Source organism: Mycoplasma sp. ATU-Cv-703, from assembly GCA_004011965.1.
Lineage (GTDB): Bacteria > Bacillota_I > Bacilli_A > Mycoplasmatales > Metamycoplasmataceae > RYZV01.
Window position 1 is genome coordinate 206,620 of sequence record RYZV01000001.1, and the last position, 19,886, is coordinate 226,505.

21 protein-coding genes and 6 tRNA genes are annotated in these 19,886 nt (G+C 45.3%); 2 read left to right on the top strand and 25 right to left on the bottom strand.

Going from position 1 to position 19,886, the window contains the following annotated elements; genetic code table 4:
* From CSE00_RS03015 to CSE00_RS00820, 10 genes are all read right to left on the bottom strand, one after another.
* Window positions 1-300 (bottom strand): hypothetical protein (locus tag CSE00_RS03015; RefSeq protein WP_161565522.1); only part of this gene is annotated, 300 nt, incomplete at its 3' end.
* A gap of 150 nt (window positions 301-450) precedes the next feature.
* On the bottom strand, window positions 451-717 hold the full coding sequence (rpsO, locus tag CSE00_RS00780; RefSeq protein ID WP_127942697.1) for a 30S ribosomal protein S15: 267 nt from the start codon (window positions 715-717) through the stop codon (window positions 451-453).
* 52 nt (window positions 718-769) lie between these two features.
* Window positions 770-1,621: an FAD synthase gene (locus CSE00_RS00785; RefSeq protein WP_127942698.1), complete on the bottom strand. Its 852-nt coding sequence runs from the start codon at window positions 1,619-1,621 to the stop codon at window positions 770-772.
* A 7-nt stretch (window positions 1,622-1,628) separates the two neighbouring features.
* Window positions 1,629-1,713 (bottom strand) — tRNA-Leu (locus CSE00_RS00790).
* A 1-nt stretch (window position 1,714) separates the two neighbouring features.
* Window positions 1,715-1,789 (bottom strand) — tRNA-Lys (locus tag CSE00_RS00795).
* Window positions 1,790-1,865 (bottom strand) — tRNA-Thr (locus CSE00_RS00800).
* Between the two features lie 3 nt (window positions 1,866-1,868).
* A tRNA-Val gene (locus CSE00_RS00805) sits at window positions 1,869-1,944 on the bottom strand.
* 4 nt (window positions 1,945-1,948) lie between these two features.
* Window positions 1,949-2,024: transfer RNA gene (locus tag CSE00_RS00810), tRNA-Glu, on the bottom strand.
* Between the two features lies 1 nt (window position 2,025).
* Window positions 2,026-2,100: transfer RNA gene (locus CSE00_RS00815), tRNA-Asn, on the bottom strand.
* 42 nt (window positions 2,101-2,142) lie between these two features.
* Entirely contained in the window at window positions 2,143-3,726 is a 1,584-nt protein-coding gene (locus tag CSE00_RS00820) for a potassium transporter TrkG (protein ID WP_127942699.1), read from the bottom strand.
* Window positions 3,727-3,788: 62 nt separating this feature from the next.
* On the opposite strand from CSE00_RS00820, the gene CSE00_RS00825 reads away from it, so the two are divergent.
* Window positions 3,789-4,517, top strand: coding sequence for a TrkA family potassium uptake protein (locus CSE00_RS00825; protein WP_127942700.1), 729 nt, complete (start codon window positions 3,789-3,791; stop codon window positions 4,515-4,517).
* A 4-nt stretch (window positions 4,518-4,521) separates the two neighbouring features.
* On the opposite strand, the gene CSE00_RS00830 is transcribed toward CSE00_RS00825, so the two are convergent.
* The 7 genes from CSE00_RS00830 to CSE00_RS00860 are packed head-to-tail and all read right to left on the bottom strand — an operon-like array spanning window position 4,522 to window position 12,027.
* The gene (locus CSE00_RS00830) at window positions 4,522-4,749 is read right to left on the bottom strand and encodes a hypothetical protein (RefSeq protein WP_127942701.1); all 228 of its coding nucleotides are present in this window, start codon (window positions 4,747-4,749) and stop codon (window positions 4,522-4,524) included.
* Window positions 4,750-4,786: 37 nt separating this feature from the next.
* Entirely contained in the window at window positions 4,787-5,473 is a 687-nt protein-coding gene (locus tag CSE00_RS00835) for a winged helix-turn-helix domain-containing protein (protein ID WP_127942702.1), read from the bottom strand.
* Between the two features lie 3 nt (window positions 5,474-5,476).
* Window positions 5,477-8,422, bottom strand: coding sequence for an AAA family ATPase (locus tag CSE00_RS00840; protein WP_127942703.1), 2,946 nt, complete (start codon window positions 8,420-8,422; stop codon window positions 5,477-5,479).
* A gap of 1 nt (window position 8,423) precedes the next feature.
* Window positions 8,424-9,092, bottom strand: coding sequence for a ribonuclease III (gene rnc / locus CSE00_RS00845; RefSeq protein ID WP_127942704.1), 669 nt, complete (start codon window positions 9,090-9,092; stop codon window positions 8,424-8,426).
* Window positions 9,092-10,072 (bottom strand): phosphate acyltransferase PlsX, encoded by a 981-nt coding sequence (gene plsX, locus CSE00_RS00850; RefSeq protein WP_127942705.1) that lies wholly within the window; start codon window positions 10,070-10,072, stop codon window positions 9,092-9,094. The genes rnc and plsX overlap by 1 nt, the downstream gene beginning before the upstream one ends.
* Before the next feature lie 12 nt (window positions 10,073-10,084).
* Window positions 10,085-11,731, bottom strand: a complete 1,647-nt coding sequence (locus tag CSE00_RS00855) for a DAK2 domain-containing protein (RefSeq protein ID WP_127942706.1) — start codon at window positions 11,729-11,731, stop codon at window positions 10,085-10,087.
* Entirely contained in the window at window positions 11,731-12,027 is a 297-nt protein-coding gene (locus CSE00_RS00860; protein WP_127942707.1) for a hypothetical protein, read from the bottom strand. The genes CSE00_RS00855 and CSE00_RS00860 overlap by 1 nt, the downstream gene beginning before the upstream one ends.
* A gap of 113 nt (window positions 12,028-12,140) precedes the next feature.
* Here CSE00_RS00860 and rpmB point away from each other — a divergent pair, with 113 nt between their 5' ends.
* Entirely contained in the window at window positions 12,141-12,335 is a 195-nt protein-coding gene (gene rpmB / locus CSE00_RS00865; protein WP_127942708.1) for a 50S ribosomal protein L28, read from the top strand.
* Here rpmB and CSE00_RS00870 read toward each other — a convergent pair.
* The 8 genes from CSE00_RS00870 to CSE00_RS00905 all read right to left on the bottom strand — a co-directional run bounded on the left by CSE00_RS00870 (window position 12,332) and on the right by CSE00_RS00905 (window position 19,810).
* Window positions 12,332-12,790: a redoxin domain-containing protein gene (locus tag CSE00_RS00870; RefSeq protein WP_127942709.1), complete on the bottom strand. Its 459-nt coding sequence runs from the start codon at window positions 12,788-12,790 to the stop codon at window positions 12,332-12,334. The two genes, rpmB and CSE00_RS00870, sit on opposite strands and share 4 nt — an antisense overlap.
* Window positions 12,791-12,831: 41 nt before the next feature.
* Window positions 12,832-13,572, bottom strand: a complete 741-nt coding sequence (gene nagB, locus CSE00_RS00875; RefSeq protein WP_127942710.1) for a glucosamine-6-phosphate deaminase — start codon at window positions 13,570-13,572, stop codon at window positions 12,832-12,834.
* Complete coding sequence (locus tag CSE00_RS00880; RefSeq protein ID WP_127942711.1) at window positions 13,563-14,459, bottom strand: ROK family protein; 897 nt, start codon at window positions 14,457-14,459, stop codon at window positions 13,563-13,565. Before CSE00_RS00880 ends, nagB begins: the two co-directional genes overlap by 10 nt.
* Window positions 14,447-15,490 carry an N-acetylglucosamine-6-phosphate deacetylase gene (nagA, locus tag CSE00_RS00885; protein ID WP_127942712.1) on the bottom strand — a complete coding sequence of 348 codons (1,044 nt, stop codon included), beginning with the start codon at window positions 15,488-15,490 and terminating at the stop codon, window positions 14,447-14,449. Before nagA ends, CSE00_RS00880 begins: the two co-directional genes overlap by 13 nt.
* Window positions 15,491-15,539: 49 nt before the next feature.
* The gene (locus tag CSE00_RS00890; protein ID WP_127942713.1) at window positions 15,540-16,235 is read right to left on the bottom strand and encodes a hypothetical protein; all 696 of its coding nucleotides are present in this window, start codon (window positions 16,233-16,235) and stop codon (window positions 15,540-15,542) included.
* Window positions 16,236-16,237: 2 nt separating this feature from the next.
* Complete coding sequence (gene eno / locus CSE00_RS00895) at window positions 16,238-17,635, bottom strand: phosphopyruvate hydratase (protein ID WP_127942714.1); 1,398 nt, start codon at window positions 17,633-17,635, stop codon at window positions 16,238-16,240.
* Window positions 17,636-17,755: 120 nt separating this feature from the next.
* Window positions 17,756-19,465 carry a PTS transporter subunit EIIC gene (locus CSE00_RS00900; protein WP_127942715.1) on the bottom strand — a complete coding sequence of 570 codons (1,710 nt, stop codon included), beginning with the start codon at window positions 19,463-19,465 and terminating at the stop codon, window positions 17,756-17,758.
* A 12-nt stretch (window positions 19,466-19,477) separates the two neighbouring features.
* Window positions 19,478-19,810 (bottom strand): hypothetical protein, encoded by a 333-nt coding sequence (locus tag CSE00_RS00905; protein ID WP_127942716.1) that lies wholly within the window; start codon window positions 19,808-19,810, stop codon window positions 19,478-19,480.
* Window positions 19,811-19,886 lie beyond the last annotated feature (76 nt).

Sequence of the window (19,886 nt, forward strand, 5' to 3'; positions counted from 1 at the left end):
GCTAGTCTTAGCAAAAACCCAAGGGCTGCTAAAGTCTTCGTGCCAAATTCAAAATTGCGTCTGTTGGTGACTTTCAATTAAACGCTTTTCAATTTGCTTAAGGCTGACGCGCGTAACCGGGTCTAAAAAATTACCTTCCGCTTTTGCCTCGGAGGCCAAAGCAAGTTTCTCAGACTCACCTTTAGAGTTAGTCACCCAAGTCGCCGTTAAAGCAGCGGTTCCCAAAAAAGTCGCGGTCAAAGGAAACTTTCACCAAAAAGTTTTCTGTCTCAACTTAATTCAGTTTCAAACTTTTTTCATCATACTTTTTTTAATAAAAACATTGTACTACAATTTATTAAAAAAAATACTAAATATCCGAAAAACTGCCGAGTCTTTCTGAACAAAAAAACTGCTAATCACTAATTAGCATAAGAAGATTAAGTTGGTTAGAAAGAAGGATGTCCGTTTCTATTTACGGAGCGAAAGTTGTTTGATAGTTGACTGGTAAAGATTTAAATCGGTCCTTTTCAAGTAAGCAAGCATTTTTTTGCGTTGTTCAATCTTAGCTAAAAAACCGCGTTTAGAGTGAATGTCTTTCGGATTAGTTTTGAAATGCTCTTTTAAAGATTCGATTTGACTAGTTAAAAGCGCAATTTGAACAGCGGGCGCACCGGTGTTATCAGCACGCTGACCAAACTTTTTAACTAAGTCTGCTTTTGCTACTTTCGTGACCATAAAATTTTTACCTCGCAAACTTTCTTATGAGCAAAATTATACAGAACCGGATTTATTTTCTTAAATATTCCTCAATTTTCTCACGCGCTTGAACAAAGTCTGATTTTTTAACAACTTGATCGTTTTCGTTATTAAAAAACCTTAGACTAGCCAAAATTTCCGCTCTGCAAGTTTGCCTGCCTAACTCAAACTGGTAATCGGGCACAACCAGCTGACAATCTTGGTCCGTGATTCGACAAAACCCTCAGTAACGAATCGCATTAATAAAAACTCAAACCGCGTAAATTCCCGGCAAAGGTTTAACGATGGGCGGATAGTCAAAACGTCCTTTTTGATCAACTTGAACTTGAAAAGTGAACGGAAAAAGTGCCCGCTCATTAACTAAAGCGACTTCACCCAGGGTAATTAACTGTTTAAGTTCCCGCGTTGAAAGTTTGACCGACTGACTTTTGAGATGTTTGATAACTAACGTGGATGGGAATCACTTCTTTAAGTCTTCAACACTAGCTTGACGATTTTGACCAAAACGAAACTTTTCGCCCACAACTAACGTCTGGGCGTTTGTCAAATGAACGATTTGCTTAACAAAACTAACTCCGTCTAAATCTTTAACTTGGGCAAAATCAACTAGGTAAGCAAATTTAAATCCGAGCGCAGCTAATTGCTGCAATCGAACCGCTAACTGGTTATAAGACCGGTCGTGACTCTTGCTGGGAATTTGACTAGGATCGCTAAAAAGCAAGACGCCGAGCGGTTTTTTTAACTTGCGAGCTTTTTCAAAAAGAAGGGCGTGTCCGCGGTGCAAAGACTCAAAAGCACCCAACACTAAAACCGTTTGGTTTGGCTTGACTTGGCCGGGGTAGCGGTAAACGTCCATGGTTAAACTTGTTTGATGGTCACTCAAGGTGGTATGGTGCGCAAGAAGGGAGTTGAACCCTTACTCCGTTAGGAACTAGTGCCTAAAACTAGCGTGTCTGCCAATTCCACCACTTGCGCTTGGTGCGCCCTAAAAGATTCGAACTTTTAACCAAAAGCTTAAAAGACTTCTGCTCTACCATTGAGCTAAGGGCGCTGGTGCTGGTTATAGGACTTGAACCTACAACCTACGGTTTACAAGACCGTTGCTCTCCCAATTGAGCTAAACCAGCCAATGGTGCAAGATGAGGGGCTCGAACCCCCGACCCTCTCCTTGTAAGGGAGATGCTCTCCCAGCTGAGCTAATCTTGCGTATTGGTGACCCATGCGGGAGTCGAACCCGCTCGTGTATGGATGAAAACCATATGTGTTAACCGTTTCACCAATGGGCCTTGGCGCCGAATACAAGATTTGAACTTGTGACCAACTGGTTAACAGCCAGCTGCTCTACCACTGAGCTAATTCGGCCAGCGTAAGAATGCCCACCCATTATACAAAAATTTAATTCGGCTAACCGATATTTACGTCCTCTTCAACGTAAGAATAATGCTTGGCTGTGCTGTTGCGACGACCCCACAACAAAATCGTGGAAGAAACGCCTAACTGACCAATGAACATGATGAGAATCATTGAAGACTTAGTTGAGGCTGACAGTCCGCTCGTTAAGCCGGTGGAGAGTCCAGTTGTTCCAAAAGCCGAGGAAACTTCAAACAAGAGTTCTAGGAAGGTAAATTTATCGTCGCGACGGGCTAGCACGCTGCCCGCGTCAATGGGCGTGTATTTTTGGTCGTTAAGTAGACCGCCGTAATCGTTAAACGAGGTGTTGCCGATCGCGTTAACTAAAAAAACCAGGGCAATTGAAGTCGCAAAAACTACGTAAGCACGCTCGACTGTTTGACCCGGAATTACCCGTCGGAAAACACGCACTTGCTCACGACCGCGAATTCGGTTTCAAATCCCCATGATAATAATTGCCAAGGTGGTAGTTCGAATCCCTCCAGCCGTTGAAGAAGGAGCCGATCCGATGAACATGAGAATGATGTAGACAAACAAAGAGTAGCGTGACAAATCGTACATACTAATTGTCGAAAAACCGGCGTTTCGGGTTGACATTGTGTTAAAAATCAGCGCCATTACCCGGTCTCCCGCGTTACCAAAGACAGCGTCGGAAGACTTTCAAAACGAACGCTCGTTTTTAATTGTCATCTCAAAAACAACTACAAGAGCGATACCGACCAGTGCAACGATTACGTAAGTCACCATCGATAACTTACTGAAAAGCGACCAGCGGAAAGGTTGCTTAGTAAATTTTGATTTGAAGTAGAGGTAACAGTCGTAAATGACTGGGTAGCCGATTCCGCCAATGATAAAAAGCAACATGAACATTAACTGCAAACCAAACTGGAAGTAGTAAGGCGCTAAAGACTGGGGCCCCACGATGTCAAAGCCGGAGTTATTGAGCGCAGAAATGGTGTGAAAAACGCCAAAACGAAATGCATCCGACCAACTACCATAGGGTGAAATTCCGAGCTTACCCTCGTTGCTTAACCCCGGTTTAGAGGGGTCCATGTCAACGGGAACAAAGTAGAAGTAAAGCGTTAAAATGAACGAGAAAACGAGAATGAAACAGAAAAGAATCGTCACCGAAATTTTGATAATTCGCGGCGAACCACCGACTTTGTTGCTACCCCGCTCGGTGGAAAGTGTCATGTTAGTGTTATAAGAAATTGGACGTCTGAGCAAAATGTTAAAGAAGTAAACTTTGAGCGAGAAAAGCCCGATTCCGCCCGTCAAAATCAAGACGGCAATTACCGCTTGACCAAAGTAACTCCAAGTGCTGTAAGTAGGGACTGTCACTAAACCTGTGTCCGAGAAAGCCGAAGCAGCCACAAAAAGCGCGTCTAAGAAAGTCACCTCCACTTTCTCTTGCTGGGAAATTGGCATGTAAAGAATCAATGCGCCGATCAACGTAGTTAAAAGGTAAAAAATTAGAATGTGTTTAAAAACCGACAAAGTTCGAAAGCGGTAAATGCGGCGCGCAATCCGGTCTTTGAACGTAATTGGTTGACCCTTTTGATCGGGGATTTTTTTCATAACCAAAATTATACTTCAAGACTTACGCAGTATAATTATGGGAGTTTTCCCGGGAGGTAGCAATGAGCAAAAATGTCAACGATATTTGTGTAATTGGCATCGGCCGGTTTGGTCTAACGGTCGTCAAGCAACTAATTGAACTGCGCAAATACGTTTTAGCGATTGACCGCAACAAAGAAAATCTCAAAGAAGTTTCTCGTAACACCAACACGGTTGTGGTTGACGGAACTGACATTGAAGGTCTCAGAGCGGTCGGAATTAACCTTTTTGAAACGGTCATCGTCGCCACGAGCGACAACATTGAAATCGTCGCTTCCTTAATTGAATTGGGAGCCAAAAACATCATTGCTAAAGCAAAAAGCGCGACCCACGAACGGGTGCTCAAACACATTGGCGTTGACATTATTATTCGTCCCGAGTACGAAGCAGGGATTCGAGCCGCTTTAATCGCAACTAGCACCAACTTCATTAAGTACTCTAAGTCACTCCAAGAAATTGGCGACGGTTACGCGATTGGTTCAACTGCGCTCAGAAACCGCGACTGAATTAACCGTCCGCTCAAAAACCTTAAGTTCAACAAACTAGGCGTTTCGGTCGTGTCAATCAAACGCGGTCCTAAAGTCCACTTGCCCTCGGGTAATGTGACACTAGGGGCTGATGACCTAATTACGGTGGTTGGCAAAATTTCTAACATCGTTAACGCCTTTGGCGAACTTAACGCCGAGCATGACCCGAGTCCGAGCGCAGCTTTACCAAGCAGTCGTATTCCGGACGTCAAAATTAAAGTTTAACCACTTAGCGAGTGACGATGATCGCGCCGAAATTACCAGTTTCAAACTTTCATTCGTAACCCTCTTTTTCTAAGTAATCAATCACAACTTGGCGCACAATTTGTCCTTGTCCGACTATTAACTTAATTTGTTGGTAGTGCTGGTTGTTATCTAATTCAAGCAGCGCCAAAGTAATTTTGCTAGCGGCTTGGTTAACATCTAGTCCGTGAAAATCGTAAGTTTTTAAAATCATGGGTTTACCTCGTTAAGTTTGTTTAGGTCCAATAAAATTACTCAAATTTAATCGCTCGTTCGCGGTCGGTGTGAAAGTAGGACGAACCGATTTTCTTACGCAGTTTGAAAATAATTTGGTCAACCACTCGGGTCGTGTCGCCACCCCGGACATATTTTCAAACTTGGTTAAAAATTTCGCTTTTACTAACGTGTTGACGCCGGCGTTCTAAAAGAAGTTTTAAAACTAAAAACTCTTTGCGAGTTAAAGAGATTTCGTTGCCGTTGAGGGAAACATAACTGTCAATAAAATCGGCGATAATACCCCGGTAAATAACAGTTGTGGGTTTGGAGTAAATTTCCCAGTAACGCCGCAGCAAAGCGATCGTTTTCCACTTGACTTGCTCAAAACCATGGCTAAGGTGAATAATGTCATCGGCCAGCAGTTTAAACACCTGGGTGTCTTGGTGGTCGGGAGCATCTTTAAGAACTACGTAACTAAAAGACTGGTTGACCTTTTTAAAAGCGTCTTTGTAGTTTAATTCAAACCCGCTGATAGCTCCGCCATCTAAAAACAAAAAATCAACGTGCTGGTTTAAGTAAGAGGCTAGTTGATCCGGGCGATCCACCGTGTGATCCACGTTGAAATACTTTTCCCAAGCGTTGGCAACTTGGTGCCAATCTTTAGTTAGTTCGCTCCGAATTAATGAAACGATTTTAAGTTTGGAAAGACTAGCGCTTGACATCGCTTACCCATTATAAGCAACTTGCTCCTCTTTATCAACTAAATTGGCCGCCTGAGCCAAAGCAACCGAGAAGAAACTAGTCACGCCGCGCTTTTGCATAGTGGCTCCAAAAAGTTTGTCCACTTTAGCCATCGTGCCAACTCGGTGAGTAACGACGATAAACTGGGTCTTATCTTTGAGTTCTTGGAGATAATCGGCAAAACGGAGCACGTTAGCTTCGTCTAGGGCTGCTTCAACTTCGTCTAAAATGCAGAGCGGTAGCGGCTGAGCTTTTAAAATCGCAAACAGAAGCGAAATGGCGATCAACGCTTTTTCTCCGCCGGAAAATAAATTCAAGTTGCGAATTGTTTTGCCTGGCGGTTGGGCGATCACTTCAATGCCTGTCTCAAGCAAATTACTCGGATCGCTGTACTTAACTTGGGCGTGCCCGCCGCCGAACATAATTTTAAAAATTCCGTCCATTTCGCGGTTGACGGCGCTGACTGTTTCATCAAGGCGAGTAATAATCACTTGATCCATCTGGCTAATCGCATTCATGATTAACTCTTGGGCCGAACTGAGCTCTTCCTCGTTTTGCTTAATTTTTTCAAACCGGCCGTTAATTTCTTCGTAATCAGCGATCGCATCTAAGTTAACTGGGCCAAGTTCTTTCAGTTGACCTTTGATTTCTTTGACGATTTCACGCGCTTTTTCGGGCTCAATCGTCAATTTTTCAACTTCTAAAGCGGCTTCAAAAGTCATTTCGTATTCCTCGGCTAAACGTTGGCGAGCGTTTTCCAAAATGAACTCGGCTTGGTTTTTGGCATTAAGTTGTTGACTGGACTTATCCAGCAGTTCGCGCAACTCGCGTTCCAGGTCGTTTTTAGTGGTAGTTAAGCGACCTAGTTCGTGGTTTAAAGCAATTGCGGTTTCGCGCTTAGCCTTGATAAGCGCTAGCAAAGAAGCGCGCTGAGACTCAAGTTGAATTAGGTCTTCTTCAATTTGACCGCTTCCCTCTTTGGCGACAAACTGCCGACTAGTCAATGTTTCGTACTGGGTTTTGAGTAAGTTGTACTGCGACTGTTGGATCGAAATTTTTTCGCCTAATTTAGCCAGTTCTAAGTGGTTAGAAGCAATTAAACTTTGTTCCTCCTGCTGACGGTCTTGCAAAAGACTAATTTCGCTTCTTAACTTGTTAATGTCTTTTTCAAGCGAAGGCACTTGACTCTCAAAGTGGTCAATTTGTTGGTCTAGACCTAACAGGTTTAAAGAGCGCTCTTGGTGACCGCCGGTCATCGATCCGCCCGGGCGAATGATGTTACCATCAAGCGTTACAATCGGGTAAGTTTGGAAAAGGCGGTAAAGCTCGCTGGCACTTTCGATCGTGTCAGCCACCAAAATGTGACCGAGTAAATACTCAACTAAATTAGCGTACTTGGGGTCAGCCTGGACGAGCGAACTTCCCAGCGCCACAAAACCAGCTTGTTGACTAGCGATTTGCTGGTGTTCGGATCGAATGCTCTTAGGTTTAATCACTTTGAGCGGCACAAACGAAGCTCGACCCGCTCGGTTTTCCTTGAGAAAATTAATCGCTTTAATTGCGTCTTGCGAATCGTCCACAACTAGGTGTTGGAGTGCGTTTTGCAAAACTGTTTCAATCGCAGTGCGGTGTTCGGGTAAAACATCGATCAAGTCGCAAACCATTCCGTGAAGTCCGCTAAAAATTTGACGGTTTTGAAGAATTGTTTTAACCCCTTTAAAAAGGTTAGACTTGTGATCGCGCTGGTCTTTTAAAATCGCCACTTTTGACTTTAAAGTTAAAAGTTCGGTTTGATTTTGGTCAACTTGCACTTGGTTGGCGTAAACATCGGCTTGAATTTCGCGAATAATTCGGCGACGATCTTCAACCGTTTCCCGGTGTTTAGCTTCCAAACGCTGGAAATTTTGGATCGTCTGAGCGATTTGGTTAAGTTCTTCGTCCAGGGCGCTAATTTGTTCTTCCCGGGGCGCCTCAATTTGGCCGCCGATCATTAGTTGCCGACGTTGACTAGCGAGCGAATCGCGAACTGTCACTTTCTCAAGTTTTTCTAGAAGAGCTTGGTTTTCGGTTTCAAGCGCATGAATTTCGTTGTCTAGTTCCAACTTACGTTGGGTTTTGTAACTTAAGTCTTCTTCGCTCACTTGCAGACGAGTTTGTAAGTCAGAGCGACTTGTTTCAACGCCGCTTAAGTGGGCATTCAGCTCAATTAACTTACTTTGGTAAAAAGCGATGTCCTGGGCTAAAAGAGCAATTTCAACGGACTTTAACTCTTGGCGTTTAGCAAGGTAAAGACGAGCTTTTTCCGCTTGGCGTTTGAGGGGCCTTAGTTGCCGCTCTAACTCCTGAGCTACCGCGCGAACTTTGTCGAGCGCTTCGGTGGTTTTCTCCAGTTTACGTAAAGCTTCTAATTTGCGGGCTTTGTACTTAGCAATTCCAGCCGCTTGCTCAAAGAAAAGTCGCCTTTTCTCGTTGCTAGCTTGGGCAATATCTTGAACCGTTCCCTGGGAAATAATCGCCAAGGAAGATTTAGCCATCCCTGATTCAAGCGCTATTTCGCGAATGTCGCGTAAACGAGCGCTTTCTCCGTTAATAAAATACTCGCTCGTTTGTCCCCGCTTGAGCGAACGGGTAATCGTAAACTGCTCGTGGGGAATTGAGACACGTTTTTCGCGGTTATCAAAAGTGAGCGAAACGTAAGCTTTGTCAAGCGCGGGCACAGTTTTGGAACCGGAAAAAATCACATCCTCCATTGAATCGCCGCGCAGCGATTTAGCCGACATTTCGCCGAGCACCCATTTGATCGCGTCATTAATGTTGGATTTACCCGACCCGTTGGGTCCGACCACTCCGACCACTCCGCCGTCAAAAGTCAAAACAACTTTATCGGCAAACGACTTAAAACCTTGCGTTTCAACTTTGATTAATCGCACGTTAGTCCTCTGTTTCCCGGCTTAAACGTTCCAGCGCTTGGCGAGCAGCTTCGACTTCGGACTGTTGCCGAGTTTTGCCTTTGCCGCGACCGAGCACTTTGCCATCACATACAATTCTAGTGTAAAAAACTGCTTTTCGTGCCGTGGTAGCGTAATGTCAATCCCGAGCTTGTTGGCGTTGCAAAAGTTCCTGGAGCAAAGTTTTAGGGTTTTTTAATTCTTGACCTTGGAGTTCAGCAATTTGAGTGCTCAAGACCCGGTCAAGAAAGTGGTTGCTAGGCCGACTACCCTTGTCTAAGTAAAGCGCGCCGATGAAAGCTTCAAAAACATCGGAAAGAATTTTTTCGTTTTGTTGAAGGTCTTGGGCCTTAGGAGCAAAGCGAATTTGGGTTTGAAAATTAAGTTTCCGAGCTAAGGCGCCTAAGTTAGTCCAGCTGACTACCGAAGCTTTTAAAATGGACATTTTGCCTTCGCTGAGCGGCGGAGTGAGACGGAAAACGCGTCGCGCCACGTAAAGACTGATGATGGCATCGCCTAAAAATTCCAGTCGTTGGTAGTTTTGGGTTTGACCTTTTTTGTTAGTAAATGAAGGATGGGTAAAAGCTTGCTCGTAAAAAAGCATTTCCCGCGGTTTAATCCCTAACTTGCCTAAGAAATCGCGTAAATTCATTAAGCCAGCACTTTCTTAAATTTAGTTAGGTAATTCTCTTCTAGCGCACGGGCTAAACGGTTGAGCGCGCTTAAATAAGCTTGTTTATCGGAATTGCCATGAGTTTTAACCGCTAGGCCGTTAATACCAATCACCCAAGCCGATCCCACGTTGCGGTAATCAAACTTTTGCTCCACCTTTTTAAAAGCCTTCTTAACTAGCAGCCCTCCGATCTTGTAACTAAGACGAGTGCGCATTTCGTTTTTCAAAACCTTTTTAAAAGCGAGCGCGGTTCCTTCCATCGCTTTTAAAACTAAGTTGCCTCCGTAGCCATCGCAAACAACAACGTCCACGTCTCCGTTTAAAATGTCGCGCGGCTCAACGAATCCTACGTAGTTAAGACGGGGCATTTTTCGAAGACTCTGGTGCACCGCCTGGTGAAGTTCGGTGCCCTTAGTTGCCTCTGTCCCGATGTTTAGCACCGCTACCCGCGGGTCTGCAATTCCTAAAATGCTTTGGGCAAAAACGGTCCCCATTTTAGCTCACTGCTCAAGCATTTCGCTCGTCGCGACGCTGTTAGCGCCCACGTCCAACATAACAAAAAACTGATCCGGGTTAACAGTCGGAATAATCGGCATAAAAGCGGGTCTTTTGACGCCCGGGATTCTTTTGAGGGTGAGCGTTAAAGAACTGAGGTACACGCCCGAGTTGCCGGGTGAAATTACTCCGTCCGCTTGTCCGTTTTTAACCAAATCAATCGCTTGTTGCATGGAAGTTTTTTGCCGGCGCACTTGGCGAACGTTAGCCTCAGAACTAACGCTAAGCGGCGCATCAACGATTTTAATCCGTTCGTTATCTTTAACGTACTTATCAATGTGTTTGCGGTCGCCTATTAGGTAAAAGTAGTAGTCTAAGTTGTTTTTAACAAACTCAACGACGGCTTCCACAGCTGGTCTAACGCCGTGGTCGTTGCCCATCACATCAAAAGCTATTTTGCGCATTTTTCTCCTTGCTTACTCAAAAGAAATTAAAAAGTCGTAAATGCGTTGGCCGCCCTTTTTAATTTCCACCACTGCGTTGTACTTGCTTTCCACGTAAACAGACACTTCCTGGGCGTCGGCTTCAGTGGCATCAGCTCCGTACCAGATGGTAATAATTTCCGTGTCATCGCTGACTAGTTTGTCAACTACCCGGCAAGCCGCTTCCACTTTGGACTTAACCGACGCGACAACTTTGCGCTCGGCGATCGCTAGGTACTGACCTTTTTTAATCGTGACTTTGTTAAGTTTACTGTCTTTAATCGCGATGCTAACTTGACCAGTTAAAACTTCTTCCACGCCCTCAAGCATTAACTCCTGGTTTTCCTCTAATGTGTTAGTTTTGTCAAAGTTAATCATGGCGGTAATGCCTTCCATTTGCGTTTTGGTCGGAATGATGATAATTTTTTTGTCGCGAATCGTTTGAATAACTTGTTGAGCAACCAAAATAATGTTGGAATTGTTAGGCAAAATAATGATGTTTTGGGCTTTGATTTGGTCAATTGCAGCCAGAAAATCACGGGTGCTGGGATTGTTAGTTTGACCGCCCTCAATCACGTGAGCGCCCAAATTTTTCATCTCGGCAATGATGCCGTGCCCATCGTTACAAGAAATAACTTCAATCGCTTGATGAGCCGGCAATTCTTCCTGGGCTAGTTGACTGGGCGCGTGGCTCTTTTGACCTTGGGATAAGTTAGCTTGGAGCGTCATGTTTTCGGACTTAAGTCTTAAAAATTCACCTCAGCGCTGAGCGTAGTTAAAAACGTTGCCCGGCGTAGGAGTGTGAACGTGTACTTTAACGATTTCTTCGTCGTGAACCACCACGATCGAATCGCCTAGTTTACCTAGTCCGTTTTCAAAAGCCCGTTTGTCAAAGTTTTCGGGTTTTTCCAGTTCAATGACGCACTCGGTGCAGTAACCAAACTCGCCTTCGTAAACTTGGTTAGCCCCGTGTAAAAATTCGTTGCTCGTAGTTGCTTGGTCCCAATTTTTACTTTGTAGCGCGACCGGTTTACCTTCCAAAGCGCGCAAAATACCAGTCAAGATTAAAACCAGTCCTTCGCCGCCCGAATCAGTTACGCCAACTTCTTTTAAAATCGCTAAGAGGTTGGGAGTTAAGTCACAAGCACGGCGCGCTTCTTGGACTGCGCTCTGGAAAATTTGAACGAAATTGTGCGAGTGGGTGACAGTTTTTTCCAGGTGTTCGGCCACCATTCGAATAATTGTCAACATCGTTCCTTCAACCGGTTTCATGACCGATTTGTAAGCGTGTTTTTGCGCTTGGATAAAAGCTTCAACGATTTGGAAATTCGTAGCGCTTTCCACTCCGTCTAGAGCCACGGAGATCCCCTTAAAAATTTGCGAAAGAATTACGCCTGAGTTGCCGCGGGCGCCGAGCAAAGCACCCCGAGCAAAACGTTTAGTTAATTCACCGATTGATTTAAAGTCTTGGTTTTCAATTTCGCCAAGACCCGATTTAATTGTCCCAGCCATGTTAGAACCCGTATCGCCGTCGGGCACGGGAAAAACGTTTAACGCATCAATTTTGTCGCGGGAATTAATTAGAGCGCTTGCTCCGGAAATGAGCGCTTTTTTAAACTGGGCGGCGCTAAGTTGACTCATTAACTAACCCCTCGGATGTAAATATCAATTTTGTCACAGTTAATTTTGTTAGTCTTAAAAAGACTAACAAGTTGGCCGACAAGTTCTTTGCAAATCGTTTTAACACGGGTGTTACGCATCACAATGATGGCTAATTCAAAGTGGTTCTGGTCAACAATTTTGCGAAAGGCAAACCCCTTAGTGTAACTGCGGAGCGGTAAATCAATTTCCCGGGCGGCAAAATCTAAGTTAGCAAAAGTTGCTATGCCAGGGACACTCGTAATTACTTTGTAAATATCAAGGTTAAGTTTAGTCATTATAACTGTGCAACAAGCAAATTATACCCAATCTTGGCAACTCATTTGGTATAATAACCTCACCTTTAAAACCGGCTCAGACTGGTTAAGAACCACTAGATAAGGACGCGAGAATGGCAAGAAAAGACGCAATTACCGGCAAAGGAGCAATGTCAGGCAACTTACGTTCGCACGCGATGAACGCTTCGCGACGTAAGTTTGAACTCAACCTCCAAAAAGTTACCGTTGTGGAAGACGGGCGAAAAAAGACTTTGCGCGTCAGTGCCAAAACTGCGAAAACTTTGAAAAAACAAGGACGCGTCGCTTAATTTTTTACGTCTAAAAACTTAGTAATCGCTTGGTAATCTGGTGCAACTTTTAAATCTTGGTTAACGCTTAAAGCGACCACTCGCTGGTCAGCATCAATTAGCATTAGTCCTCTTAAGAGCATCGATCCGTCCGCTGTTAATAGCCCAGTTTGGCTGGCAAAATCACGCATTTTCGCGTCCGAAAGCAAAGTTAAGTTTTTAACTTGGTGAACTTGCAGTCACTCCTTGCCCACGCTAATTGGATCAAGCGAAATCGCCACGAACTTTTCGGCAGGATAACGGTTAACTAACTCGCTAATTTTTAAAGTTTGTAAGTCGCAAACTTTGGTATTTAACTTCGGAAAAAACGAAACGACTAAGCGCTGGTTAATTTGGCGCGAATCAAAAACTCCCTCGGGAACTTTTTCGGCTTTAAAACTAAAGTGGTTGCCGACTTTTAAATTTGTCTTAGTCATGGAACTAATCTCCTTCTCAAAACTTTCACTGTTTGCTTTGATTATACTTTTTGACCCGCATAACTAGTTAACTTGCTAGCTGCGGCCCGGTCAAGCAACACGGTTACATCCGGGTGTCTTTGCAAAACTGAGGCCGGTACTTTTGGACTGACTGGTCCTTCCAAACTAGCTTTAATTGCGCTCGCTTTGTTAGACCCAGTCGCGACTAACAAAATTTTTCGCGCTCGCAAAATCGTGCTAATTCCCATGCTGATCGCTTGACGCGGCACATCGGCACGGGTCGGGAAATACCGCGCGTTAGCTTTGATAGTTGAGGCTGCTAAATCAACCACGCGGGTTTTGCTTTCAAAAGAACTGCCCGGCTCGTTAAAACCAATGTGAGCGTTTTGGCCAATTCCGAGCAGTTGATAATCTAGCCCCTTTTCGAGCGCCTTTTCGTAAGTGGCGCTGTTTTTAACCGGATCGCCGGTTGGATCTGGCAAATGCGTTTTGTTAGGACTTAAGTTAACGTGTTCAAACAAATTTTCGCGCATGTAATGGTGGTACGAAAAAGCGTGCTCGGGACTGAGACCCAAGTACTCGTCCAAGTTAAACGTTTCAACCTGGGACCAATCGGTTTTGTGCAGTTCGTGCAGTTTAACTAACCGCGCGTAAATGCCTAGCGGAGTTTGACCCGTGGCTAAACCAAGCCGGGCCCTTGGGTTGTGGCGGATAAACTGATCCAGCAAATTAGCGCCGTAATGATCGACTGCGCTCGCAGTCGGTAAAACAATTACTTCCATAGAGCCTCCCTCTTGCTCTGATCTAGCGCCCAAAAAGCGGCTCCGAGCATTCCGGCGTCGTTTTCGGTTTGAGCCAGCAGTATTTGGGTAGACCGGTTAATAAAATCAAGCTGGTTTTGCTTAACCAAATTAGCTAAAAGCGCTCGGAACGGTTCACCGAGCGCCGAAGCGCCGCCGCCGATAATAATTGCCTCGGGATTGAGCGCGGTTTCCATGGTGGCAATGTGATGGGCCAGCGGTGTTAAAGACGCGCTAAGAACCGCGTCAACTTGAGGGTTTTGACCGACTAACTTTTTAATTTCCCGTAAGCTGCCCAGCAAGTTCGCGGTGCGCAAAGCCCGTTCCATTCCCTGGGCTGAGGAAACTGGTTCAATGCAGTGCTTAAGACCGCAAGTGCAATCAACCTGGTTTTGAAAATTACCGCCGTGACCCAGTTCGCCCGCGTAACCTTGGTGACCGTAAACTAGTTGGCCGTTAATGACGATACCGCCGCCAATTCCCGTCCCAATCGTGTAAAAAATGATCGAATCGTAGTTAGCTCCAGCTCCACGTCAAAATTCGCCTAACGTAGCCGCGTTAGCATCGTTTAAAACGTAAACTTTGCCTGAGTAAGGAGCGGCTGCGCGGAAATGTTTGACTACGTCGTAGTTTTTTAGACGCAAGTTGCCCGACCAAGTTACGATCGCTTTTTGGTGGTCAATAAACCCGGGAATTGAGATGCCGACTAAATCCACTTTTTTCCAGAGCTGACGGGGCAGTTTTTGAACAAGTGGCTTAAAAAGGTTGGCGCAATCGGTTTTAACTTCGTAACGCTCAGTAATTTGACCATTCTCTACCAGACCAACTTTGGTGTAAGTTCCGCCCACATCAATCCCTAAGACGCGCATAGTTTGCCTCGCTTGTAAACCGCCTGAATGCTAAGGTCACGTTTTAAAACGACTAAATCCGCGTAGTAGCCGACAGCGATTTGGCCAACCTTGGCAATTTTGTGCGCCTGAGCGCTGGAATAAGAACTCATTGCGACTGCATCTTGCCAAGAGTAACCTAACTGGATTAAGTTAACAAAACTATCGTGGAGACTAATTGCTGACCCGGCAATCGTATCGCTACCAGCTAAAGTAATCCGGTTAGCCTGCTTTTGAATGGCAAGGTGACCAGAAAGACTTGGTCCGTCGGTTAGACCAGCGGGACGAATGGCGTCAGAAACTAACATAATCCGGCTAGGCCGCTTGGCTAAAATGCTTAAACGAAGCGTAATCGGATCCACGTGCTGAAGGTCGGCAATTACTTCGGCGTACACATTGGGATTAACTAACGCGGCGCTAACTAAACCAGGTTGACGGTTAACCACGCCCGACATGGCGTTTCAAAGGTGAGTCACTTGGTTAACACCAAGATCAAAAGCTTTTTGAGCTAACTCGGCCTCGGCATTAGAATGGCCAAGAGCGGGCAAAATGTCGCTTTTTAAAAGCGTTTTCACCACCGCATTTAAATCGCCGACCACTTCGGGAGCAAAAGTAATTTTACGAACCATGCCGCGACTTATTTTGTCTAACTCAGCAATTTTTTCAACCGTTGGTTTGAGTAAATACTGGGGATTGTGGGCCCCCTTCTTAAGCGGACTAATGAAGGGTCCTTCCCAGTGAATTCCAAGGCAAGAAGACGATTTTTGGGCGTAAGACCGAATTCGCTTGACAATTTCAACTAGTTCATCCCAAGGTTGGCTAATCACGCTTGCTAGTCAACTAGTCGTGCCGCGCGAAATTAAACTCTTGTCAATTTCAGCTAGAGCTTTGGTTGAATCGCTCACGTCATAACCACCTCAACCGTGAACGTGGGTATCAACAAAACCGGGCACAACCACGAACTGACCTTGGCCTGGTCGGGGAATGATTTCGCTAATTAAACCTTCACGCAAAACTAAGTCGGCGTTTTCAATTTGAGCATCGTGGTTGACGATACAAACGTTAGTCAGACGGGTGATGAGCAGCCTCCCAACTTGGCAAACGAGCTGCCATTCAACGAACTCGTTTTTGAACTACGTTAATAAAAGTATTAATTAGAGTGATTTGGTCGTGAATCCGAATCACGTAAGTAGTTGAGTGACCCGCCAAACCAAACTGAAGGCCATAAGTCTCAAAACTTAAGCGGGTCAGTTGGCGGTAAGAAAAACTGAGGTGAGTTTGGGCGCTTGCGATGATAAAGCGGCGGCTCGTAATTAAAAGTTCACCTTTGAGCAAAATGACTAGACGGCCTGCTTTTTTGACTTGGTAAAGCTCGCCGCTTAAAAAGCGCGCTGCGGCGAACTCTTTTTTGTAAAAGGGGAAGTTGACATCCAAAACTTTAATGTGGCGGAAAGTTGAAAAAACCCGTTCCTCAATTAAGTTTAAGTTGTGCTGCTCAAGTTCGTTAAGACTTAATCCGAGCTTGCGGATTAAACGTTTTAGTTGAGTTAGAAACGTTTCGCTGTTTTGGTTTTGGCGTTTGATTCACTGCTTGAGCACTTGGTGGAGATACAAATTAACTAACCGCGGTGATTCGCGACGGAAAATTCTCCAAAGCTCAAACCGACTTAAAACTTCGATCGTTCGCCAGTTAACTCTTTGACCGTACTCAATCGTTCAAAGTCTTTGACTCACTTGACCGAGTTGTTGTTCTACCATGGTTACTCGCTGACGTTTTTACCTAAGTTGTGAAAAACTTGCTCACCTTCGTAACGAGCCGCCGGACCCAACATCTCTTCAATCGCTAAAAGGCGGTTATATTTAGCTACCCGGTCCGTTCGGGAGAGTGAACCAGTCTTAATTTGACCGGTGTTAAGCGCCACGGCTAAGTCGGCAATGGTGGTGTCCTCGGTTTCGCCCGAGCGATGCGAGATGACCGCGCTCATGTTAGCTTTGTGGGCAATCTCAATCGCTTGGATCGTTTCGGTTACCGTTCCGATTTGGTTAAGTTTAATCAAAATGGAGTTAATCGCGCGGTTGCGAACAGCCTTTTTCAAAATGTGAGGGTTGGTAACAGTTAAGTCATCGCCCACAATTTGAATCAGTTGACCAAGTTCGCTGGTAAAGTGTTCAAACCCGGCTCAATCGTTTTCCGCCAAGCCGTCTTCGATTGAAATGATCGGAAATTTTGCGACTAGTCTTTTCCAATAGTTAACCATTTCGCCCGAAGTGAAGCGGGTTTTTGTGCCTGACAGTCGCTTTTTTTCAAAACCAGGTTGGCGGTTGCGAATTGCTTCCTCAATTTTTTTAAACCGGTAGTGGTGGCCGTCGTAAAATTCCGAGGCGGCCGCGTCAAGAGCGATCGCGATCGCTTTGGGTCCGCGGCGACTTGGCTTGTAACCGGCCTCGCGAATGGCGCGAACTAAAAACTCAAGCGCTTGCTCGTGCGAGTCCAGGTTGGGCGCAAAACCGCCTTCATCACCAACCAGTGTTCCGTAGCCTTCTTGTTTAAGCAGTTTGGCCAAAAAGTGAAAAACTTGGTTAGCCATTTGCATCGCTTCACGAAACGTCTTTGCTCCGATGGGCATAATCATAAATTCTTGGATATCAAGCGTATTAGAGGCGTGTGCTCCGCCGTTAATCACGTTAAGCATCGGCACGGGCAAAAGGCTGGCGTTAACTCCGCCCACATACTGGTAAAGTGGCAAACCCCGTTCGTCAGCGCTCGCTTTTAAATTAGCTAAAGATGCGCCCAAAAGAGCGTTTGCGCCCAGTTTAGATTTGTTAACGCTGCCGTCTAAACCGATCAGCGTTTCGTCAATGAGAATTTGGTGAGAAGATTCCAGCCCGATTAAACGCGGCGCAATGACGCGGTTCACATTTTCAACCGCCACGCCAACTCCTTTACCTCCGAACCACTGTTTGCTTAAGCGACGACCTTGGGCCGTTTTGACCATCGCATCTCTTAACTCAACTGCCTCCAGCTGACCCGTCGAAGCTCCCGAGGGAACCATCGCCGAACCATAACCACCAGCCTCAGTTCAAATTTCAACTTGCAAAGTCGGGTTACCTCGTGAATCGAGCACTTCGCGAGCGTGGACTTGCTTAATTGCCGACATTTTCGCTCTCCTTGCCTTAAAAAGTTAAGTTCATTATAGCATTTGTCAAGTTGACGATCCGGCGTCGGAAACAAACTAAAAGAGTCTAGCATGGGCTAGACTCTCAAAGTTTAAAACGAGTTAAGTGTCAATTTGACGGGAAACAAATTTTTGACCCTCTTCGGTTTGAAGAGCCACGTCAACTTGAGCTTCGGCCAGTTTGTCACGGCGGTTAAGAATCAGCACAAACGGCGTGTAAATGATCATGGCCACTAATAGGTTGATAAGCGCCAGTAAAACGGCTCAGAGCGAACCACCCGTGGCAATAAAGGCGCCAGCTCCGATTGGCATAGTTCAAGGAATGAGAACTTTGACCGGAGCAACTAGTTTGAGCACTCCGATTCCAACCCACGTTGTCACAACCAAAATTGGCATGGTGATGAAAAGCGGAATGATCAGGTACATGTTCAAAACAAGCGGGTAGCCAAAAGTCACTGGCTCGTTAATTTGAAAAATACCCGGTGCAACCGAAAGACGGGAAATTTGGTGTTGCGAAGAGTTTTTGCGTCCGAAGATTAACGTTGCTAGAATTAGCGCTAACGTTGCTCCCGATCCGCCGATAAAAATGAAGGCGTCAAAAGTTCCTTGCACAAAAACGTGCTGCTGAATTCCGCTCACATTTTGGGCGTAGAGAAGTAGTCAAATCGGATTGAAAACCCCGTTGGCAATGTTGGCTCCGTGGAGACCAAAAAATCAGAAAAACGAGATGATGAAAACGTAAAGAATCGCTAAACCAAGCGCTGCCCCAGCTCGGGAAGCAATTTCTAAAAACGGCGCCACAACTATCGCGTAAATAAACGAAGTTAAAGTCACGTCCCCTGTCAGTGGTTTAGTACCTAGAGACGTGCTATAGTCCCCTTTTTCAAAAACTTCAATCGCGTGACCCATTTGGTCGCCCTGCGGATCAACGGCGGTAAAGCCTTGGAAGGGGTGATCGGCGATCAACTCACTAAAGGTGGCTTGATCCGGCGCAGAGATCAACTGGTTCCAAAGCGCCTGGTCTACGTTAGTAAAGTGTTCCGGACCTAGTCCTAACCCCACTAAGGTGTCAAACTGACTTTTAGTTAAAACTAGATCGCTTTTAAACTTAACTTGCAAAGAAGCGCCTTCTTTGAGCTCAACTCCTGTGAAGTAAAAAGGCACCCAAACAATTAAGTTAATGGTGGCCGCTAAAACAATTGTCAAGATGACCGGAAACAGTTTAGCAAAGGCGCGCGAAATAGCTGGCGGTACGCCCTGGGGCATTTTGATTGATAACCGGTCGTTCTTGGAAAGAAAACAGAAAAACTCGGCGCAAATCATGCTGATAATAATCGCGGTTAGCAGTCCGCGGGCACCGAGTCAATACATTCCGCTTTCCCAGGAGCCGCTAATCATCATGGAAGTAACGCTTAAAAAGCAAGCTAGCGTGGTCAAACCACAAATGGTTGGCGTGCTGTTGTTTTTAGCTTGCGCTAAAAAGTAACCAACTCCAAAAGCAATGTAAAGCGACATGACATTAATCGTGCCAACTTGCACATAGAGCATTCAGTAACTCATGACAGTCAAAAACTTGTAGTAAATACCTTGTTGACTAATCGTAAAGTTTTGGAAGTGAAGTCACCAACCCGAAACTGCTCCTTGTCCGCCAGCTGGTGAAAAAATGACCGAGCGTCATAAAACGGCCATCGCTCCGGCGATAATTACGGGCGTAAAAATCGCAAAAGCATCGCGAATCGTAGCGAGGTGGCGCTGGTTACCTAAACGGGCCATGGAAGGTAAAAAGCGGTCTTGAAATCAACTTTTTTTCATGTTTAAACGGTTTTAAGCGGTGTTCATGATGAACACGGCAACGATTACAAGCGCGATTAAACCTACACCAATCACAAGTTTGTAAAGGTAGAAAAAAGTAAAACCGGTCGGCTCCTCCCTTCAGCTAGCGAGACGCCCATTAAAATGTGTAACGATTGCAACCAATATTTGGATACCAATCAAGGCAAAACCGCTGATCCAAATCGTTCAACCCAAAACGTGGTAGTTCAGTCCTGGTTCTAGACTGTAAGCGGCCCCGGCCAAAAAGGCTAAAACCAGACCCAAGATGAATAAACTCGTTACTAATCCACTCGTCTTTTGCAAAAACCGAGGAATTAATGGCATCTTATCCTTTCTCAAATTCAACTTAAAATTTGCGTAGTTTGATCACAACTACACCACCATTATAAACGAACCGATT